Genomic DNA, 20469 nt, shown 5'->3' with positions numbered 1-20469 from the left:
GTCGAAACCCGCCTACCCCGCTCCTCTCGCTGCCAGCATCCGGTCCAGCATCGATTTCAATGCAAGCGGACGCAGCGGCTTCATCAGCAACGGCAAGCCGGCTTCCTGTGCGGCGTTGCGTACGGCGCCGGTCTGGTCGGCGCTGAGGATCATGCACGGGACAACGCTGAAGCGTTGCGACAGGCGTTGCCGCAATGCAACGCCATCGTCACCGGCATCCAGGTGGTAATCGAAGATCCACAGATCGGCCGGCTGCGCTGACAGGCATGCGGCTGCGGCTTCGCCATCACCGACGGCATCGACCTCGCAACCCCAACCTGTAAGTACTTGGCGCAGGGCAGCCAATGCAAGCGGCTCGTTGTCGACCACCAGCACCCGCAAACCGACCACGCCATGAGACGTGATGCGTTGGGCGGTGGCTTCGGCGACTAGCGGCACGTCGATGGCGAACACACTGCCGCGACCAGGCTCGCTGCACAGGTGCATCGGCGAACCCAGCAAGGCGGCAATGCGTTGTGCGATAGCCAGGCCAAGACCAAGCCCCTGCCCCGGCACGTCATCGCCACGACGGAACTCCTGGAAGATCGCTTCGTGCTGGTCAGCGTCGATGCCCGGGCCTGTGTCATGCACTTCGATGCGCAGGCTTCCGCTCGCGCTCTCGCCCTCGCCTTGGCCAAAACTGACCCGACGAACACCAAGCAGCACGCTGCCCTGTTGCGTATAGCGCAACGCATTGGCCAGGAAGTTCTGTAGCACCCGTCGCAGCAGCTGTGGGTCGCTTCGCACCCACGCACGGGTGGGTACGAAGCGCATGCGAAGGCCGCGCTCGCTGGCAAGCATGTCGAACTGCGCGACCAGCGGATCGAGCACATCGGCAAGCGGAAACGCACGCGGCTCTGGCACCAATCCGCCGGCCTCCAGCCGCGACATGTCGAGCAGAGTGGTCAGCAGGTCGGTGGTGGAATCCAGCGCATCGCCAATCTGCCGCGCCAGTTCGCGCTGCGGCGGATCGCTGCGTTGTTGCAGGGCATCGGCGAACAGGTGCGCGGCATGTAGCGGTTGCAACAGGTCGTGGCCGATCGCAGCGAGGAAGCGACTCTTGGCGTCGTTGGCGTGCTCGGCTTCGCGCTTGGCCGTTTCCAGCAACGTGGTGCGGTCGACCACGCGTTGTTCTAGCGTTTCGTTGACGCGTTTGAGACCAGTCTCGGCTTCGCGGAATGCAGTGACGTCGCTGAAGGTGGCAACGAAGCCACCACCCGGCATCGGATTGCCGCGGATCTCGACGATGCTGCCATCCGGGAACACGCGTTCGGAAAGATGCGGCGTGCCTGCACGCATATGCGCCAGCCGGCGTTGCAACGCTTCGTCGTTGATCGCGTGCGTGATGCCGTCGATTTCGCGCAACGCCCAGGCGGACGCCTCAGCGATTGGCATGCCCACGCGCAACATACCCGACGGATAACCAAACAATTCCTCGTAGCGGCGATTCCATGCAACCAGGTGCAAGTCCGCGTCGACCACGCTGATCCCTTGACTCATGTTTTCCAGAGCAGCTTCCAGCAGCCGCTGGTTGAAGCGTAGGTCCTGGCTCACCTCTCCGACGATGGCGACCACGGTATCCAGTGGTGCCTGTTTCCCTCGTGACGCAGCATCGATCAACAAGCGCGCACTCGACACGCCGACGACGGCAGCCAGTTCCCGTTCGACTTCCACCACCGTCGCTTCATCGGCGATGGCATGTTCATCGTTTTTGGGCACCAACCTGCGCACTTCGACCTGGGGCAGGAACCTGCGGGCCACGTTTTCGAGTGCACTCAAGGAAACGCCGCTGCGTGCGGCATCCGCGCGGAGCGGGCTCAAGAACGCAACGAATGCCACAGCCACCAGATTGACCAGCAAGCTGGCGACCACGCCATGGGTCACGCTATCCAGTTGCCCTAAGCCGAGAAAATCGTGCGGCGTGAGCCAACGCAAGCCTTGGGTGAAATCGATGGGCGACAATCCACCTGCCTGCAGTGCAGTTGGCACCAGCATCAACCAGATCCACACCAGCGTACCAAGCACGATTCCAGCCAGAATCGCGACTGAGGGCAGGCGTGGGCGATACACCGCCAGCACGACTCCCGGCGCCAGTTGTGCAAGCGCCGAAAACGACAGGATTCCGAAGTCGGCAAACGCCTTTCCGGTCATGGCCCTGCTGTAAAGCCATGCCAACGCGAAGACCAGTGCGATTCCGAAGCGCCGGTTGGCCAGGACCCAAGGCCGCAAGTCAGCACCTGATACCTGGCGTGCGGCATCGCGCACGTAACGTGGACTGATCCAGTGATTGGCCAACATGATCGACAGGGTCAACGCCGACAGGATCGTCATGCCGGTAGCCGCGCTCATTCCGCCCAGGAATGTCAGCATGGCCAGGCCATTGTTTCCTGCCATCAACGGCAACGCCATCACATACAGGTCCGGCCGCACGTCCGCCGGCATGGTCAGTTGCCCTGCCCAAGCGATCGGTAATACCGGCATCGCGATGGCCAGCAGGTAAAGCGGGAACAGCCACCGCGCCACCCGCAGGTCGTTGTCCTTGCGCAACTCAACCATTCCCACGTGGAATTGGTGCGGCAGGGTGAAGATGGCCAGCGCACCCAACCCTACCAAGGTGATGAAGCTGCCGTCGAAGCTACCCTTCGGCAATTTGGCCGCACGCCCGGCCAAGTCGGCGTAACCATCGTGCACGCCCCACACGGCGAACGCACCGACTGCAAGCAATGCCGTCAATTTCAATAGCGACTCGAAACCCAGTGCAAGCATGATGCCCCGGTTGTGTTCGATCGCCGAAGCACGTCGCGTGCCGAACAGCATCGTGAAGACTGCCATCACCAATGCGACCCACAACGACGCATCCAGCAAGGCCGGTTGCCGACTCGTTTCGCCACTGACCAGCAGGGTGAAACTCTGCGCAACAGCCTGCAGTTGCAAGGATATGTAGGGCACCATGCCGAGCAGTGCGACACCGGTGATGGCAATGCCCAAGCGGCGGTCCTTGCCGAACCGCGAAGTCACCAGGTCTGCGATCGAAGCGCTTTTGTGTTCGCGGGTCAGGTGCGCGAGGCGGCGCAGAAAGCCGATGCCGACGATCAGCAGCAACACGATGCCAATGTAGGTCGGCGGAATCGGGAACTGCCAGCGCGCCGCTTGCGCAACCGCGCCATAAAAGGTCCATGCAGTGCAATGCACCGCCAGTGACAGCGAGTAGATCACCGGCCATACGCGCCTGAGGCGCACGCCATTGCGCTCGCCCCAGAGCGCAACGCCGAAGAGCGTCGCGGCCCACGCCAGACTGGCAAAAATGACGGTGAGTGGCGTCAGCATGGACGAAGTCTAATGGCTGTTCTCAACCAAAACGGATGCGTACTTACTGCAACACGACAAGCGCCAGTTGTTCAGCCACCATCGCCGGCCCCGGTTGCCCCTCCACGTGCAAGGTCTTCACCTGGCGCAACAGCCAGCGGTGCGGCTGCTTCTCGGCCAACGATTCCACCCGCGAATGCACGCGCACGCGGGCTCCACTCCTGACCGGGGCAAGAAACCTGACCTTGTCCAATCCGTAATTGAGAATCTGCAAGATGCCCGGCATGCGCGTGATTTCCGTGACGTCGTCGCCCACCGTCAGCGACAGCAACAGGAAGCCATGGGCAATGCTGCCGCCGAATGGCGTTTCGCGCAGCGCACGCTGCGGATCAGTGTGCAGCCAATTGGTATCGCCAGTCGCTTGCGCGAATGCATCGATGCGATCCTGACCAACCTCGATCCAGTCCGCACTCCAGCGCTCTTCGGCGCACCAACTCCGCAGTCCCACGAGGGTTTCTCCGCCCACTCCCGGCCCTTCGTGGCAATTGCTGGACATGGTCAATCCACACGCTCCAGGAAAGCGCCGATGGCCTCTCGTGATTCCACTTCGGAAAGGCTAGGTGCGTGCCCGACCTGCGGCACCTCCACCAGTTGCACGTTCGGTGACACCGCAGCCATGCGCTTGGCAAGCTCGCGCGTCAGGATATCCGAGGTTTCGCCGCGCAGCAGCAAGGTTGGAGCGCCCTTGACCAACGTGCGAAACGCGCGCCAAAGCAGCGGCCGCACCAGGCGAAGCATCCATGGATTTATGGTGCGCACGATTGCCGGGTCGTAGTCCAGGACCCACAAGCCATCGTCGCCTTGGCGGAACATCCGGTCCACGCTCGCCTCCCAATCGGCCTGGCCATGGCGCGGATAGACCGACTGGCCGATGCGCTGGACATAGGTGACAGCGGCCTCACGATGCATGGGCGCGACCGGCTTGCCGGCATATGCCGCAATCCGGTCCAGCGCCTCTCTCGAAACCTCGGGACCGGCATCGTTGAGCACGGCTGAGGCCACTGCCCCGCGCTGTTTTGTTGCCACGGTCATTGTCACCAGCACCCCCAGCGAGGTGCCAATGAAGACCGCACGCGTGATGGATTGTTCGCGCATTAATGCGAGCACATCGTCAGCGTACACAGGCGGCCTGTAGCGCGAGGGTTTCCCGTGATCAGAACCCGCGCGGCCTCGCAAGTCGAGCGCCAGCACTCTTCGGCCACGGGCGGATATCCATTGCGCCAGCTCATCGAAATCGCCGGAATTCCTGGTCAGGCCGGGAATACAGATGACAGGTAATCCTCTACCTATCGAACCTGCGTAGTCACGTGCATGCAGGCGCAAGCCATCGCTGCTGTGCCAGTAAATGTCTTGATGGGACATGGTTGCAGGAGTGCCTCTCTTAAGATTGGTATTCGCGGCTCAGGGCACGTCAGTCCAAACCCTAACCGAACCCGTCGGCATTCGCGCCTGTACGTTTGGACAATCCCACGGGAATTACAGGCGACCACAATGGTCCCAGCGCCTGGAAGGCAGCGCATTCCACCCATATCTGGGAAAAGCAGACATGTTGAACGTCGGCTCATTGCTCGGTCACTGGGCGCGCTATCGCCCCGATGAAATCACGGTGGCATTCGCCGGGCAACGCATCAGCTTCATCCAGCACAACCGGCGGGTACAACGTTGTGCGACTGCCCTGCAAGGGCTGGGCCTGCGTCATGGCGACCGGCTGGCGGTGATGCTGCCCAATTGCATCGAATTGCTGGAGCTTTATCGGGCCTGCGCCCTGATCGGCTTGGTGATGGTACCCGTCAGCCCGATGTTGCAGGCCAGCGGCCTCGCCACGGTGTTGGCGGATTCAGGAGCCGCCGCATTGGTCACGCATCCCTCGTTGCAGGCGACACTGGCAGAGCTGCACACAGCCGGAAGTGACTTGCCACGGCACCGTTGGTGCATGACAGGAGCTGGTGCCGAAGGGTACTTGCACTATGAATCACTGCTCGCCAACGTGGATACCACGCCTGTCGAGGTGGACGTGGATCCCGACGATCCCTGCCAGATCATGTACAGCAGCGGCACCACAGGCGCACCCAAGGGAATCGTCATCACCCACCGCATCCGTGCGATGTACGCCCTGGTGTTCTCGGCGCACTTCGGCATCGATGCCAACAGCGTTGTCATGCACTCCGGCTCACTGGTATTCAATGGCGCTTTCGTGACCATGATGCCCAGCTGGCTGCAAGGATGCCGGTATCTGCTGGATGCCAGGTTTTCCGCCGACGACTTCATCCAGACCATCCGCCGGGAAGCAGTCACCCACGTGATGATGGTGCCCTCGCAGATCGCGGCAGTGCTCGATTCGCCGCATTTCAGTGCAGACGCACTGTCATCACTGAAAATGCTTTGCTCAGTCGGCTCTCCGCTGCCCATCGAACATAAACACCGACTGATGCAAGTAGTGCCGCACGCGCTCTACGAGTTATACGGACTGACAGAAGGGTTTTTCACCATTCTCGACAATGCCGATGTTGCCGCACATCCAGGTACCGTCGGCAGGACACTGCCGTTCAGCGAAATGCGGATCGCCGATGCTGAAGGCTGCGAACTGCTCGCCGGTGAAACGGGAGAAATTCTTGGCCGCGGACCGGTCCTCATGCCTGGCTACTACCAGCAGCCCGAGCTCACCGCCAACACCCTCGTCGATGGCTGGCTGCGAACTGGTGATCTCGGCTTCATCGATGAACACGGGTTCCTGAACCTGGTCGACCGGAAGAAGGACTTGATCATTTCCGGGGGCGTGAATGTCTACCCGCGCGACATCGAAGAAGTGGCGTGCCAACACCCAGCCGTGCGCGAAGCCGCGGTATTCGGTGTGCCCGATCCAAAATGGGGCGAATGTCCTATCGCCGCGCTAATGCTGCGGCCAGGCGAAAGCATTGAGGCCCAAGCGCTGCTTGAATGGATCAACGCCAATGTGGCGGCGCGCTTCCAGCGCTTGCGCGACGTGGTAGTGCTTGCCGAATTCCCGCGCAACATCGCAGGCAAGACCCTCAAGCGCGAGCTGCGCAGGCAATACCTCGATACCGAGTCGGCCTAGCCTCGCGATTCCTTACATCGCATGCATAAAAATGGCGGGGCCGAAGCCCCGCCGTCGTCCGATCCATGTGGCACCGCCATGGTCGGCAAGGATCGGAAGGATCAGAAGTCGTACTTGACGCTGAGGCTGTACTGGCGCGGCGGCCCGTAGAAGCCTGAGCGCACGCCCACCGCGGGAACCACGTAACCAGTGGTCAGGTATGCCTTGTCTGAGAGGTTGCTGCCCTGCAGGGAAACAGTCCACGCCTTGTTGACATTCCAGATCACGCCTGCGCCGAGCAACCCGTAACCGTCCTGGGTGATCGGCTTGGTCAATGCGCCGGTAATCGGGTCACGCACAATCTCGGTCGTCGCCACCACCGAGCTCTGGTACGAATAGCCCACGCGCGCCGACAAGCTTCCACCGGCGCCGAGGTCGGTGCGGTATTCCAGGTTCAAGGCACCTGAGAAGTCCGGTGCGTTGGTGAACGTCTGCTGGTTGGCGATGTTCACGCCCTTGAACATGTACGTGTCGTACTTGGCATCCAGCCAGGCCAGGTTGCCGGATACCACGAAGTGGTCGGTCGGCAGCCACTGATATTCGACCTCGAAGCCGTTGACCGTGCCCGAACCCGCATTGGTGAAGTCGCCGATGAAGGCCTTGGTGTTGTTGGCTGCGGTGTATTCGGTGAAGATCGAGAGCTGGATGTCCTTGTAGTTGTTGTGGAACGCGGACAGGTTCAGGAACAGGTGGTTGTCCAGCAGGCCCATCTTGCTGCCCACTTCGTAGCTGTCGACCTGCTCGTCCTTGAACGGTTCGGCGGTACGCGGCACCGCGGTCGCATTGGCGCGGACGTTATAGCCGCCGGACTTGAAGCCGCGGCTGGCGAGGCCGTAGACCATGATGTCCGGCGTGACCTGGTAGTCCAGCGAGATCTTCGGCGAGAGGTTCTTGAAGGTGATGGTCTTGTCGAAGTTGGCCGCAACCACGCCGGTCGGCTTGCTGAAAGTGGCGTCGGTATAACTGATGTTCTTGACGACGGCGTGCTTCTCCTCGTCCGTCCAGCGCGCGCCGGCGTCGACCTTGAAGCGATCAGTGACGTCGAACGTCCAGTCCGCGTACACGGCCACGCTCTTGGTGTAGACCCTGCCTTGGGTGTCGCCGAACAGCAGGTTGAAGAAGTTGTTCAGCACCTGGCCGCCGGCGTAGCCATCGAAGAAATACAAGCCGACCACGCCGCGCGAGCGGCCGCCACTGTCATACATCGCCTGGAGTTCATTGGTGACCTGCTGGTCCTTGTAGAACCCCTTGACGTCTGCGATTTTGTCCGTGGTCAGGTCGAAGTCGATGTTGGTCTCGCTATGCGACTCGCGCTTGGCCAGCACGTACTTGAAGGCCCAGTCAGCGTTGGGGCGAACGTTGGCCGTCATCGAAGCACCGCTCAGCGTGGAGTCGTTGAGGTTGGGCATGCCGCTGCGAATGTCGTAACGGCTCGCCAACGGTGGCTTGGGTCCGGTTCCGCCATACAACGGGATCGAATTGAACGGGTTCGCCGACAACATCTGCGCACCACGCACGCCAGAGCGGTCTTCCATGTGGTCGAGCGCGAACTGCAGGTCGACCGCATCGGTGATATAGGCACCCAGGCCAAGCCGGAAGGCACGGATCTTCTTGTCGCTGACCTGGTCACCAGTGATCAGGTTCTCGCCGAAGCCGTCCCGATGCAGATCGGCGACGGATATGCGTGCGCGCAGGGATTCGCTGCCGCCCAAGCCGCCACCGACCGCGGCCTTGATGTCGCGCTGCCCGTAGTTGCCCAGGGTGACCGACCCAAAGCCATTGAAGTCAGAACGAAGCCCCTTGGAGATGTACTTGATCGCGCCGCCTATGGTGTTCTTGCCATACAGCGTGCCCTGCGGGCCGCGCAGGACCTCGATGCGATCCACGTCGAACACATCCAGCAACGCACCCTGCGGGCGCGCGATGTAGACATCGTCCATGTACAGGCCCACGCCCGGATCGACGCCCCACAGTGGATCGGACTGACCGACGCCACGAATATAGGCGGTGATGGTGCTGTTGGAACCCCGCGCCGCGTACAGGGTCAGGTTGGGCACCTGCGCGCTAAGGTCGCCAAGATCCCGGATGTTGAGCTTGTCCAGGCTATCCGCGGAGAAGGCAGTCACCGCCACCGGCACTTCCTGCAATGTCTCCTCGCGCTTGCGTGCGGTGACCTTGATGCTTTGCAGTGTGGTGGTCTTCGCCCCATCGCTATTCGGCTTCTGTTCCTGCGCCAGTGCCGGCATCGTCGCCATCAGCGACAGCGCCAACACACCATGGATCGTCAGACTCAATTGCTTGCGCTTCATCGCTCCCCTCCTGCGGGTACGTTCAACTCGCGGGCCCATGCCGCTGTTGGACGAACGTTAAGCCGTGGTGAAGCGCAGCGGCATTGGCCATTCGGACAATGGGCCGCGCGCCTGGCAACGCGGAGACTCGCAAGCCTGATCCGGCGCCAATGCGGCGCGTGTGGAGTGATGGATGGCGTTTCTCATCGTATTGGCCGCGCTGTGTTTCCTGATGTTCGTGGCCTACCGCGGGCACAGCGTGATCCTGTTCGCACCAGTGGCGGCGCTGGGCGCGGTGCTGCTGACTGACCCGCACCTGGTCGCGCCGATGTTCACCGGCCTGTTCATGGAGAAGATGGTCGGCTTCCTCAAACTCTATTTTCCGGTGTTTCTGCTGGGTGCGGTCTTCGGCAAGCTGATCGAGATATCAGGCTTTTCCAAGTCGATCGTGGCGGCGACCATCAGGATGTTCGGCCCCGAACGCTCGATGCTGTCGATCGCCGCGGTATCCGGGTTGCTGACCTACGGCGGCGTTTCGTTATTCGTGGTGGTTTTTGCGGTGTATCCGTTCGCCGCGGAACTGTTCCGTCAAAGCGACATTCCGAAGCGGCTGATCCCGGCCACGCTGGCACTGGGTGGATTCACCTTCACCATGGATGCCCTGCCCGGCACGCCGCAGATCCAGAACATCATTCCCACTTCCTTCTTTGGCACCAATACCTGGGCAGCACCGTGGCTTGGTACTTGCGGTGCGATTTTCATCCTCATCCTGGGCATGTGCTACCTGGAATGGCGCAAGCGCAAGGCGAAAGCCGTCGGCGAGGGTTATGGCGATCCGGACACCCTGATCAACGAACCGGCACCCTTCGTCAGCGGGAAACTGGCCAGCGCGTGGATCGCGATCCTGCCACTGGTGCTGGTTACGGCTTGCAACAAGCTGTTCACGGTGCTCATCCCACAGTATTACGGCAGCACGCACGAGTTCATTCCCGCGGTAATGGGAAACGCCGCGCCTGTGGTCCAGGAAATATCGAAAGTGGCCGCGATTTGGGCCGTACAGGGGGCGCTACTGGTCGGCATCGTCAGCATATTGCTGCTGGCCTGGAAGTCGGTCGCACACAGCTTCGCTGAAGGTACCAAGGCCGCGATCAGTGGCTCGCTGCTGGCTGCGATGAACACTGCATCGGAGTACGGATTTGGTGCAGTGATCGCCGCCCTGCCCGGCTTCCTGGTGGTCGCCAATGCACTCCACTCGATCCCGAATCCGCTGGTCAATGAGGCTATCACTGTTACCGCGCTGGCCGGAATCACCGGCTCTGCTTCGGGAGGCCTGAGCATCGCCCTTGCAGCCATGTCTGAGACTTTCATCGCCAATGCGAATGCCGCAGGCATCCCAATGGAAGTACTGCATCGGGTGGCGGCAATGGCCTCCGGCGGCATGGACAGCCTGCCCCACAACGGCGCGGTGATCACCGTGCTTGCGGTGACCGGACTGACTCATCGGCAGGCCTACAAGGATATCTTCGCAATCACGGTCATCAAGACGCTGGCGGTGTTCGTGGTGATCGGCCTGTATTACGCCTTCGGGTTGATCTGACCCGAAGCAGCGACGAGCGCGACGGTCAGCGACGTAAAATGATGGCGTGACATCCACGCCGCGCAAGATCATCCACGTCGACATGGACGCGTTCTACGCGTCGGTGGAACAACGCGACGACCCCGACCTGCGTGGCCGTCCGGTTGTAGTGGCATGGCGCGGCGCACGCTCGGTGGTATGCGCGGCCAGCTACGAGGCGCGCACCTTCGGCGTGCGTTCGGCGATGCCGGCAGTCCGCGCGGAACGACTCTGCCCGGATGCAGTCTTCGTGCCACCGGATTTCAGCCGCTACAAGGCAGTCTCTCGGCAGATCCGCGAGATCTTTGCGCGGCATACCGATCTGATCGAACCGCTGTCGCTGGACGAAGCCTATCTGGATGTCACCAAACCGAAGCAGGACTTCGGCAGCGCGACTGCTATCGCCATTGTGATCCGCGATGCGATCCGCGAGGAAACCCGGCTCACTGCATCGGCCGGCATCGCACCGAACAAGTTCCTGGCCAAGATCGCCAGCGACTGGAACAAGCCCGATGGCCAATTTGTGCTCAAGCCGCACCAGATCGATGCGTTCCTGATGCCGTTGGTGGTGGGCCGCCTGCCCGGCGTCGGCAAGGTGATGGAAGCCAAACTGGCCAAGCTCGGCATCGCCACTTGCAACGACCTGCGCGACACCGGCGGTGATGCGCTGGAGCAATCCTTCGGTCGCTGGGGCCGGCGCCTGCACGAGCTGTCGCTCGGCATCGACGAGCGTGAAGTGCAGCCAGAGCGCCCGACCTTGCAGGTCTCGGCCGAAGATACGTTCGAGCACGATCTTCTACTCGAAGACCTGCAACCGCATATCTTCCGACTGGCCACGAAGGCTTGGGCCGGCTACCTGCGCGAACGCCAGCAACACCAGGACCGGATCGCGCGCACCGTGGTGCTGAAACTGAAGACTGGCGATTTCCGCACGCTGACGCGCAGCCTGACCGGGCCGGAACCGCCCACCAGCGAAGCGATCCTCGCCCGAACTGCCAGCGAGTTGCGCGAACGCGTCAACCTGCCGGAAAACACACGCTACCGGCTGGTCGGCGTGGGCCTGTCGGGTTTCGCCGAACCGGATGGAAGCGCCGCTCAGGACGACCTGTTCCGCTAGCTGCTACATCCGTGATCGGACTCACGCCACATGCGGCGCCGCGTCTGGAACATTCACTCGGTTCCCCCGCGTTAGGCTTGGTTGATGACACCTGCATCGCCCATCGACGCGTTGCCTGACCAGGCGTTGCCGACATCGCGTATCGGCAATGACCTGCGAGGCATTACGCAACTGCTGGTACGCGGCATCACGACCACCGCCGATCTCGCGGAAAGCGTGCATGCGAGCATTCTCGGCGTGCCTGCCCAACTGGCCGGCAAGCCACGCAGCGAGCAAACCCGCGGTATCCCGCGGATTGCATATGAGGGTGTCCGAGCCACCGCGAACCTGGTCGGAACCGGGATTGAAGATGTGTTGGCACGGCTCCCATCGCACTGGGGGCATGCCACCACTTCACCCCGACGCGAAGCAATGCTTGCGGTACTCAACGGGGTGATGGGCGATCACCTTGCGGCCACTGGCAATCCGCTCGCACTACCGACTGCGCTGCGCATCAACGGTCGCGCGTTGCCGCTGGACCAGCAGGTCTGGCCGTCAACTCTGGCGTCGCCATCATCGCGGCTGCTGGTACAGGTCCATGGCTTGTGCATGAACGACCTGCAATGGCGTCACCGCGGCCATGACCACGGCGAACAGCTGGCGGCCGAGCATGGCTATACGGCGGTCAACCTGCACTACAACAGCGGCATGTCGATCGCCAGCAATGGCCGTGCGTTTTCGACCCTGCTGCAACAGCTGCTGGATGGCTGGCCGGTGCCGATCGAGCGCTTCGCGATCGTCTGCCACAGCATGGGCGGCCTGGTAGCGCGTGCCGCAATCCTGGATGCCACCCGGCAATCGCAGGCATGGGTGCAGCAACTGGACCAGATCGTGTTCCTGGGCACTCCGCATCACGGAGCGCCGCTGGAGCGCGCAGGCAACATGTTACAGACCGCGCTTGGGCTGACACCATGGACGGCGCCGTTTGTGCGTCTCGGGAAACTACGCAGTGCGGGTATCCAGGACCTTCGCCATGGGACGATCGACGATGCGCATTCCCGTGACATCCCGGCCTCCAGGCAGCTGCCTGCTGGCATCCGCGCCTATGCCGTAGCGGCGTCCACCCAAGCGGCCAACCCTGCACGTGCAGGCCGCGTGTTGCGTGGCGATGGGCTGGTTCCGGTTGCCAGTGCACTTGGCCAACATCGCGATCCGCGGCTCGCCCTGCGGATTCCACCCAGCGGTCAGCAGCTGGTGGAACAAACAGGACACGTAGAACTGCTCAGCAGCCCGGAGGTCTACCAGCACCTGCGACGCTGGTTGGGCTAGATCTCTACGCCTCTACGTATCCACGCGCAGATGGCAGCCCCGCGCGGGACGACCTGTTTGAGGCCACGCTACCTGGCTGGCTGACACCGCTTACGGCAGGCTACCCGCCGTCACCGGCAAGCTGATGAAACTGGCTTGATCAGGCGTCGCCCAGATGCGCTGGGTCGCCTTGCGGTAGTCGGCCGGCTTGGCAAAGAAAATATTGTCGACGAAGGTCTGCGGGTTGCGGTCGTACAAAGGGAACAGGCTGGACTGGATCTGCACCATCAAGCGATGCCCCGGCTGCAGCACGTGGTTCACGTTAGGCAGGTCGAAGCTGTACGCCTGGGCTTGGCCACGCTGCAGTGGCTTCGCGACCGAAAAACCTTCGCGATAGCGCCCTCGGAAAATCGTGAGTGCGATCGGCAGTTCATAGCCGGCCATAGCCGGATCATCCGGATACTGATCCGGATACACATCGATCAGCTTCACCACCCAGTCGCTGTCGCTGCCCGAAGTCGAGGCGAACAGGTTGGCGACTGGCGTTCCTGCAAGCGTCAGCGGCGTGGTCAGCCGCGCACTGGTGTAACTGAGCACGTCGCTACGCCCATCCACGAAGCGCTGGTCCTTCACCAACCATGTCGTCCAGGTGGGACGGTCGCCCATGTCGACCGGGCGCGGCACGAATGGCACGGGCTTTGCCGGATCGGACACATATTCCGCGAATTGCGCGCCGGCTGGCGTGGGCGCGTTGCCACCCAGGGTTTCATCGGCGTGCAGGTACATCGGCACCGCGACATGCGGGCAGCCCTGCGCGCAGCTCTGCGGCCACGATGCATAGGTGTCCCAGCGATTGCTGCCTTGGTCATAGATCCACACCGGCGGCGTATTTGCGACCGGCGCACTGGCCTTGAGGTATTGATCGAAGAACGGCTTGAGCACGTCGCGACGCCATTGCAGTGCGGTGTCGCCGGCAAACTTCAGGTCGCCCAGTGTGCTGCCATCGTAATTCGCGCCGCTATGCCGCCACGGCCCGATGACCAGGAAATTGCGGGTGTTGCCGGTATCCTTCGATTCAAGCGCAGCCCAGGCATGGTTGCCGCCGTACATGTCTTCCTGGTCCCACAGGCCCTGTTCCCACATCGTCGGCACAGTGATTGCCGGCAATTTGGCCAGCAACTTGTCCAGCGCCTGCTCCTGCCAGAACGCGTCATAGGCCGGATGCTCGCTGACTTTGTGCCACGCCGGAATCTGGTCCAGTCCGTTCATACGCGCAAAGTCGCCGACCGAACCAGCGCGCAGGAAACTGGTGTAGTCGTCGCCAGTCGCACGCGGGATGCTGGCGCCCTCGCCGCGCGCGGTCATCTGGCCAGTGAAGTAGCCCAGGTTGATCTGCCGGTAGGCGCCGTTCTGGAACCAGTCGTCGCCGATCCAGCCGTCGATCATCGGGCTTTCCGGCGCAGCCACCTTCAGCGCGGGATGCGGCTGCAGCAGCGCCATCACCACGGTGAAACCTTCATAGGACGAGCCCAGCATGCCGACCCGGCCATTGCTCTCGGGCACGTGCTTGACCAGCCAGTCGATGGTGTCCCAGGCGTCGGTCGTGTGGTCGATGCCGGTCTTGTTGAGCGGCCCGCGTGGCGGTCGTGTCATCACATACTCGCCTTCTGAACCATATTTTCCGCGAATGTCCTGGAACACGCGGATGTAGCCGTCTTCGGCGAATACGGTGTCGCCCTGCGGCAGCGCATCCACCATCCGTGTGGCATTTGGAATGCGTTCGGCACGCTTGGCTGCGTTGTACGGCGTGCGGGTCAGCAGGATCGGCGCTTCCTTCACGCCCTTGGGGATCACGATCACCGTGTAGAGCTTCACTCCATCGCGCATCGGCACCATCACGACGCGCTTTATGTAATCGCGTGGCGGTTCTGGCGCCTTGAACTTCTTGTCGGTGATGTCGGGTGTCATCGGCGCGGTCTGCGCCAACACAGCACCGCATGCCCCCAGGCAAGCCAGCAACCCCGCTACTTGCCATATCGAACGCTTGCGCATTGCTCACTCCAAATTTCGACAGATCGTCCGTAGTGTTATACGACGCACCGATCGCCGAACGGACATCTGCATGCTGCCACAGGCTCGCGCTTCGCATATCCTGCGGCGATGACGACAGCACGACCGAACGAAGGCCTCAGCCGTGCCCAATTCAAGACCCTCTCACTGGCCGCGCTCGGCGGCGCGCTGGAGTTCTACGACTTCGTGATCTTCGTGTTCTTCGCGACCACGATGGGCGCGTTGTTCTTCCCGCCGGATATGCCCGAGTGGCTGCGGCTGGTGCAGACCTTCGGGATCTTCGCCGCCGGCTACCTGGCGCGACCGCTGGGCGGGATCGTCATGGCGCATTTCGGCGACATGCACGGGCGCAAGCGCATGTTCATGCTCAGCATCCTGCTGATGGCGATCCCCACCTTGCTGATGGGGCTGTTGCCGACCTATGCACAGGTCGGCGTGCTCGCGCCGCTACTGCTGTTGCTGCTGCGGATCATGCAGGGTGCGGCGATCGGCGGTGAAGCGCCGGGTGCGTGGGTGTTCGTCACCGAACATGTCTCGTCGCGCCATCGCAACCTGGCCTGCGGCAGTCTGTCGGCAGGGCTATGCGCCGGCATCCTGATCGGCTCGCTGGTCGCACGCACGCTCAATACAGCGCTCGATCCGGAACAGATGCTGGCCTGGGGCTGGCGACTGCCGTTCCTGCTTGGCGGCGTGTTCGGCTTGGTCGCGATGTACCTGCGCCGGCTACTGCACGAGACGCCGGTGTTCACCGAAATGCAGGCACGCCGTGCGCTGTCCACCGAATTGCCGCTGAAGAACGTGTTGCGCGCGCATCGCGGCGCGGTGGTGCTGACGATGCTGTTGACCTGGCTGCTGACCGCAGCAGTCGTCGTGACCCTGCTGATGATACCGACATTTCTGCAACAACTCGGCGTGGATCGCGGCATGGCGTTGTCTGCCAACACGCTGGCGATTACCGCCACCGTCATCGGCAACCTGGTCATCGGCTGGTTGGCCGACCGTTTCGGTGCAGGTCGCGTGCTGGCAATGTGCAGCGCTGTACTCGGCGTGAGCTTCTGGATGTTCTATAGCGGCACGCAGGCAGGCGGTTTCTCGCCTGGCCTGTATGTGCTCGCGGGTTTCAGCGTAGGGCTCACCGCATTGGTCCCGGCCATCGCGGTCTCCGGGTTTCCAGCTGCCGTGCGGTTCTCCGGCTTGTCGTTCTCCTACAACGTGGCCTACGCGATTGCCGGCGGGCTGACTCCGATCCTGCTCAGCCTGGCGATCAAGGACAACCCGGCTGCACCGATGTACTACATCGCGGCGATGGCGGTGCTGGGTGTAGGGCTGGGATTGTTCGTGCAACTGCGTGGCACGCGCGGCGAGAACGCCTGACGCGCACATCGAACAAGACGCAAACAAAAAGCGGGCCGAAGCCCGCTTTTCGATGAAACCTGAAAGCGTGGACGCTTATTCGGCCTTCACGCCCTCACCTTCCTCGACGGCCTTCATCGACAGGCGGATGCGGCCCTGCTTGTCGACTTCCAGCACCTTGACCTTGACCATGTCGCCTTCCTTGAGCACGTCGCCGACTTTCTCGACGCGGTCGTTGGAAATCTGCGACACGTGGACCAGGCCGTCCTTGCCGGGGGAGATCGTGACGAACGCACCGAAGTCCATGATCTTGGCGACCTTGCCTTCGTAGATGCGGCCCGGCTCGACGTCGGAGGTGATCTGCTCGATACGATCCTTGGCAGCCTTGCCCGCAGCAGCATCGACGGAAGCAATCGTGATCGTGCCGTCGTCCTGGATGTCGATCTGGGTGCCGGTTTCCTTGGTGATCGCCTGGATCACCGAACCACCCTTGCCGATCACTTCGCGAATCTTGTCCGGGTGGATCTTGATGGTGATCAGGCGCGGCGCGAAGTCGGACAGCTCGGCGCGCGGCGAGGTCATGGCATGCGCCATCTCGCCGAGGATATGCAGGCGGCCGGCCTTGGCCTGGCCCAGCGCAACCTTCATGATTTCCTCGGTGATGCCCTGGATCTTGATGTCCATCTGCAGCGCGGAAATACCGTTACTGGTACCGGCCACCTTGAAGTCCATGTCGCCCAGGTGATCCTCGTCGCCGAGGATGTCGCTCAGCACCACGAAGTCATCGGCTTCCTTGACCAGGCCCATGGCGATACCGGCAACCGGCGCCTTGATCGGCACGCCCGCGTCCATCAATGCCAGCGAGGAACCGCAGACCGACGCCATCGACGAGGAGCCGTTCGACTCGGTGATCTCGGAGACCACGCGGATGGTGTACGGGAAGGATTCCATCGACGGCATCACCGCCAGCACGCCGCGCTTGGCGAGGCGGCCGTGGCCGATTTCGCGGCGCTTCGGGCCCATCATGCGGCCGGCTTCGCCCACCGAATAGGGGGGGAAGTTGTAATGGAACAGGAAGTGATCCTTGTACTCGCCACCGACGGCATCGATGACCTGGCCGTCACGGGCGGTGCCCAATGTGACCGCTACGATCGCCTGGGTCTCGCCACGGGTGAACAGCGCGGAGCCGTGTACGCGCGGCAGCAGACCGACCCTGGAGGCGATCGGACGAACGGTATCGAGCGCGCGGCCGTCGATGCGGATCTTCGTCGCCAGGACCGAGTCGCGCATGGTCTGATATTCGAGTTCGCCGAATTCCTTGGACAGTTCGGCGGCCTTCCAGCCGTTGGCTTCGCACTGTGCGGCCAGCGAGGCCAGCACGTCCTTCTTCAGCGCGGAAATCGCGTCCTTGCGTTCGAGTTTATCGCGCACTGAGAACGCCTGGCTGAGGCGATCACCAATGGCAGACTTCAGCGCGTCGACAACACCGGCGGTCGCGGCGGGTGCGGCCCAGGTCCACTTCGGCTTGCCGGCCTCGGCGACGAGTTCGTTGATGGTGTCGATGGCGACCTGCATCTGCTGGTGGCCGAACATCACCGCGCCCAGCATCACGTCTTCGGATAGCTCCATCGCTTCGGATTCGACCATCAACACCGCGTTCTTGGTGCCGGCGACCACGAGCTCAAGCTGGGAATCGACCAACTCGCTCTTGGACGGGTTGAGAATGTACTGGCCGTCCTTGTAACCGACCTTGGCCGCGCCGATCGGGCCATCGAACGGGGCGCCGGAAAGCGAGGTCGCGGCGGACGCACCAAGCAGTGCCAGGATGTCGCCATCCACTTCCGGGTTCATCGACATCACCGTCGCGATGATCTGCACTTCATTGCGGAAGCCATCCGGGAACAGCGGGCGGATCGGACGATCGATCAGGCGCGAGATCAGCGTTTCCTTCTCGGTCTGGCGGCCCTCGCGCTTGAAGAAGCCGCCCGGGATGCGGCCACCTGCGTAGAACTTCTCCTGGTAGTCCACGGTCAGCGGGAAGAAGTCCTGGCCCTCGCGCGCGCTCTTGTTGGCCACTGCGCTGACAAGCACGACGGTGCCTTCGCACGAGACCATCACGGCGCCGCCGGCCTGACGCGCGATCTCGCCGGTTTCAAGGGTGACCTGGTGCTTGCCGTACTGGAAGGTTTTGCTGATCTTCGCCACTGTCTGGAATCCTTGTCTTCGATTTTTCGTCTACGCGCGGAGCCCCGCTCCGTGCGTCGCACCATTGATTGATGCTGGGTGCGGCGACTCGCCGCGTTGGGATATTTCTATGCCGCGAATTTTTTTCGTTACCGCAAAAAAGTGTGCCCCAAAACAGAACCGCGGCGCATTCCTGCGCCGCGGTGGGGTGTTCGATCAGCGACGCAGGCCGAGTTTTGCTATCAGCGCCTTGTACCTCTCGGAATCCTTGCGATGCAAGTAGTCGAGCAGGCTGCGACGGCGGTTGACCATCATCAGCAAGCCGCGGCGGCTGTGGTGGTCCTGCTTGTGGGTCTTGAAGTGACCGGTCAGCATCTCGATGCGGGCGGTGAGCAGGGCGACCTGTACTTCCGGCGAACCGGTGTCAGCGTCGGCGCGCTTGTGTTCGTTGATGACTTTCTGGGTGTCGATGGACATCTGTAAAACCTCTCGGGGATGCGTGGCCTGCAGGAACGTGCGAAGCATTCTCGAATCAGAACGCCCGCCGCACCGCACGACTCGCCGTAAACAGGAAGTAAGCGGAAATTGCGAATTACGCGAATAAAGCAGCGGAATTATAGCCCGATGGATCCAGCGCGGCAACGCAGGAATTGCCCTGCCTTGGCAGGATGGACTCAGGAACCGGACTTTTCGACCAGCATGCCGGTCGCCGAGGCCCAGCGGAACAGCCGCGTCGGGCGCAGGCCGCCTTCTGCATCGACCTCGCCCAAGCCCAGGCAGCGACCATGCTCATCCAGCATCACCACTTGCCCGGCAGGTCGATACGGCCCGTGTAGCGGCTGTCCGTGGCTTAGGCGCAGTGCTTGCGCTTGGGTGACCTGCACCGAGGGCCAGGACGCCATGCCAGCCTCGATTGGCAACAGGCAGGCTTCGAGCACGCGCTCGCCAGCCTGCGCCAGCAGCTCTTCTAGGCCCTGCAGGGTCCACATCCGCGGCTCGCGGAACGGATCCACCCACAGCCTACGCAGTTCGGCCACGTGCGCGCCGCAACCGAGCAGCTCTCCGAGGTCGCGGACCAGACTGCGCACATAGGTGCCGGAGCCGCATTCCACATGCAGGCGCAACAGGGGTTCATCGTCATCCAATAAGTCGGCGGCGTTGAGCAGGTCAAACGCGTGCACTTCGATCTGGCGCGGTTCCATCTCGATCACTTCGCCACGGCGCGCCTTGGCGTACATCGGTTCACCACCTCGTTTGAGCGCCGAATAGATTGGCGGCCGCTGCGAGATCATCCCGGTCAGCTGCCGCAGCGCTGCATCGATCGTCGCGATACTGAGTGCGGGCACCGGACGCTCGCGCAGCAGCTGGCCTTCGGCATCTTCGGTATCTGTGGTGATGCCAAGCCGCGCGACTGTTTCGTAGGCCTTGCGTGCGCCCAGCAAGCCGCCGGCGATCTTGGTGGCCTCGCCGAAACACACCGGCAACAAGCCGGTTGCGAGCGGATCCAGGCTACCGGTATGTCCGCCCTTGTCGGCGCGGAACAGATGCCGCACGCGTTGCAGCGCCTGGTTCGACGACAGGCCCTGGGGCTTGTCGAACAGCAGGATGCCGTCAAGCTTGCGGAATACCGTGCGCTCGCGCTTGGCGCGCGGTGCCGGCGGGTTATTCGGGATCGTCACTGGTGCGCAGGTCGCGCAGCAGGTTGTCGATGCGCTCGCCGCGATCCACTGATTCGTCGTAGTGGAAATGCAGTTCGGGCACGTGGCGCATCTTCACCGCATGCGCCAGCTTGTAGCGGATCTCCGGCGCCAAGGCCTTGAGCGACTTGAGGGTCTCGGCGGCGCGTTCCGCATCCAGCACGGTCACGAAGACCTTGGCATGGGCCAGGTCGCGGGCAATTTCGACATCGGAGACGCTGGTCGAGCACAGCCCGTGCTCACGCACGACGGCATGCACCAAGGTACCCAGCTCCCGGCGCAATTGCGCCGAGACCCGGTCGGTACGGTGGAAAGATTTCTGGGCCATCGGACTGGGC

14 protein-coding genes are annotated in these 20469 nt (G+C 62.5%); 5 read left to right on the top strand and 9 right to left on the bottom strand.

What is annotated here, in order from left to right:
* Positions 1–12: 12 nt before the first annotated feature.
* From PSV05_RS08280 to PSV05_RS08270, 3 genes are read right to left on the bottom strand one after another with little or no spacing between them, the layout of a single operon-like run.
* Positions 13–3366: a PAS-domain containing protein gene (locus PSV05_RS08280; RefSeq protein WP_300064011.1), complete on the bottom strand. Its 3354-nt coding sequence runs from the start codon at positions 3364–3366 to the stop codon at positions 13–15.
* A gap of 43 nt (positions 3367–3409) precedes the next feature.
* Positions 3410–3901 carry a MaoC family dehydratase gene (locus tag PSV05_RS08275; RefSeq protein ID WP_300064010.1) on the bottom strand — a complete coding sequence of 164 codons (492 nt, stop codon included), beginning with the start codon at positions 3899–3901 and terminating at the stop codon, positions 3410–3412.
* A gap of 2 nt (positions 3902–3903) precedes the next feature.
* The gene (locus tag PSV05_RS08270) at positions 3904–4767 is read right to left on the bottom strand and encodes an alpha/beta hydrolase (RefSeq protein ID WP_300064008.1); all 864 of its coding nucleotides are present in this window, start codon (positions 4765–4767) and stop codon (positions 3904–3906) included.
* A gap of 184 nt (positions 4768–4951) precedes the next feature.
* Between PSV05_RS08270 and PSV05_RS08265 the strand changes: the two genes are divergently transcribed.
* Positions 4952–6481: an AMP-binding protein gene (locus PSV05_RS08265; protein ID WP_300064006.1), complete on the top strand. Its 1530-nt coding sequence runs from the start codon at positions 4952–4954 to the stop codon at positions 6479–6481.
* 101 nt (positions 6482–6582) lie between these two features.
* Here the strand turns inward: PSV05_RS08265 and PSV05_RS08260 are convergent, their stop codons facing one another.
* Entirely contained in the window at positions 6583–8829 is a 2247-nt protein-coding gene (locus PSV05_RS08260) for a TonB-dependent receptor (protein WP_300064004.1), read from the bottom strand.
* Between the two features lie 172 nt (positions 8830–9001).
* Here PSV05_RS08260 and PSV05_RS08255 point away from each other — a divergent pair, with 172 nt between their 5' ends.
* From PSV05_RS08255 to PSV05_RS08245, 3 genes are all read left to right on the top strand, one after another.
* The gene (locus tag PSV05_RS08255) at positions 9002–10405 is read left to right on the top strand and encodes a GntP family permease (protein ID WP_300064002.1); all 1404 of its coding nucleotides are present in this window, start codon (positions 9002–9004) and stop codon (positions 10403–10405) included.
* 46 nt (positions 10406–10451) lie between these two features.
* A complete protein-coding gene (gene dinB, locus PSV05_RS08250; protein WP_300064000.1) occupies positions 10452–11540 on the top strand; it encodes a DNA polymerase IV in 1089 nt (362 codons plus the stop codon).
* 84 nt (positions 11541–11624) lie between these two features.
* Positions 11625–12848, top strand: coding sequence for a hypothetical protein (locus PSV05_RS08245; protein WP_300063998.1), 1224 nt, complete (start codon positions 11625–11627; stop codon positions 12846–12848).
* Between the two features lie 90 nt (positions 12849–12938).
* Here PSV05_RS08245 and PSV05_RS08240 read toward each other — a convergent pair whose 3' ends face one another.
* Positions 12939–14879, bottom strand: coding sequence for a CocE/NonD family hydrolase (locus PSV05_RS08240; protein ID WP_300063996.1), 1941 nt, complete (start codon positions 14877–14879; stop codon positions 12939–12941).
* Between the two features lie 108 nt (positions 14880–14987).
* On the opposite strand from PSV05_RS08240, the gene PSV05_RS08235 reads away from it, so the two are divergent.
* On the top strand, positions 14988–16271 hold the full coding sequence (locus PSV05_RS08235; RefSeq protein WP_300063994.1) for an MFS transporter: 1284 nt from the start codon (positions 14988–14990) through the stop codon (positions 16269–16271).
* Between the two features lie 75 nt (positions 16272–16346).
* On the opposite strand, the gene pnp is transcribed toward PSV05_RS08235, so the two are convergent.
* From pnp to rbfA, 4 genes are all read right to left on the bottom strand, one after another.
* A complete protein-coding gene (pnp, locus tag PSV05_RS08230) occupies positions 16347–18455 on the bottom strand; it encodes a polyribonucleotide nucleotidyltransferase (protein ID WP_300063992.1) in 2109 nt (702 codons plus the stop codon).
* Positions 18456–18650: 195 nt separating this feature from the next.
* Entirely contained in the window at positions 18651–18911 is a 261-nt protein-coding gene (rpsO, locus tag PSV05_RS08225) for a 30S ribosomal protein S15 (protein ID WP_300063990.1), read from the bottom strand.
* Between the two features lie 197 nt (positions 18912–19108).
* Positions 19109–20107, bottom strand: a complete 999-nt coding sequence (gene truB / locus PSV05_RS08220; protein WP_300065407.1) for a tRNA pseudouridine(55) synthase TruB — start codon at positions 20105–20107, stop codon at positions 19109–19111.
* Positions 20097–20459: a 30S ribosome-binding factor RbfA gene (gene rbfA, locus PSV05_RS08215; RefSeq protein ID WP_300063988.1), complete on the bottom strand. Its 363-nt coding sequence runs from the start codon at positions 20457–20459 to the stop codon at positions 20097–20099. The genes truB and rbfA overlap by 11 nt, the downstream gene beginning before the upstream one ends.
* Positions 20460–20469: the final 10 nt, after the last annotated feature.

The sequence above is a fragment of the Thermomonas sp. genome, from assembly GCF_029945965.1.
Taxonomy (GTDB): domain Bacteria; phylum Pseudomonadota; class Gammaproteobacteria; order Xanthomonadales; family Xanthomonadaceae; genus Thermomonas.
This window is presented reverse-complemented; position numbering and strand designations above follow the sequence as displayed.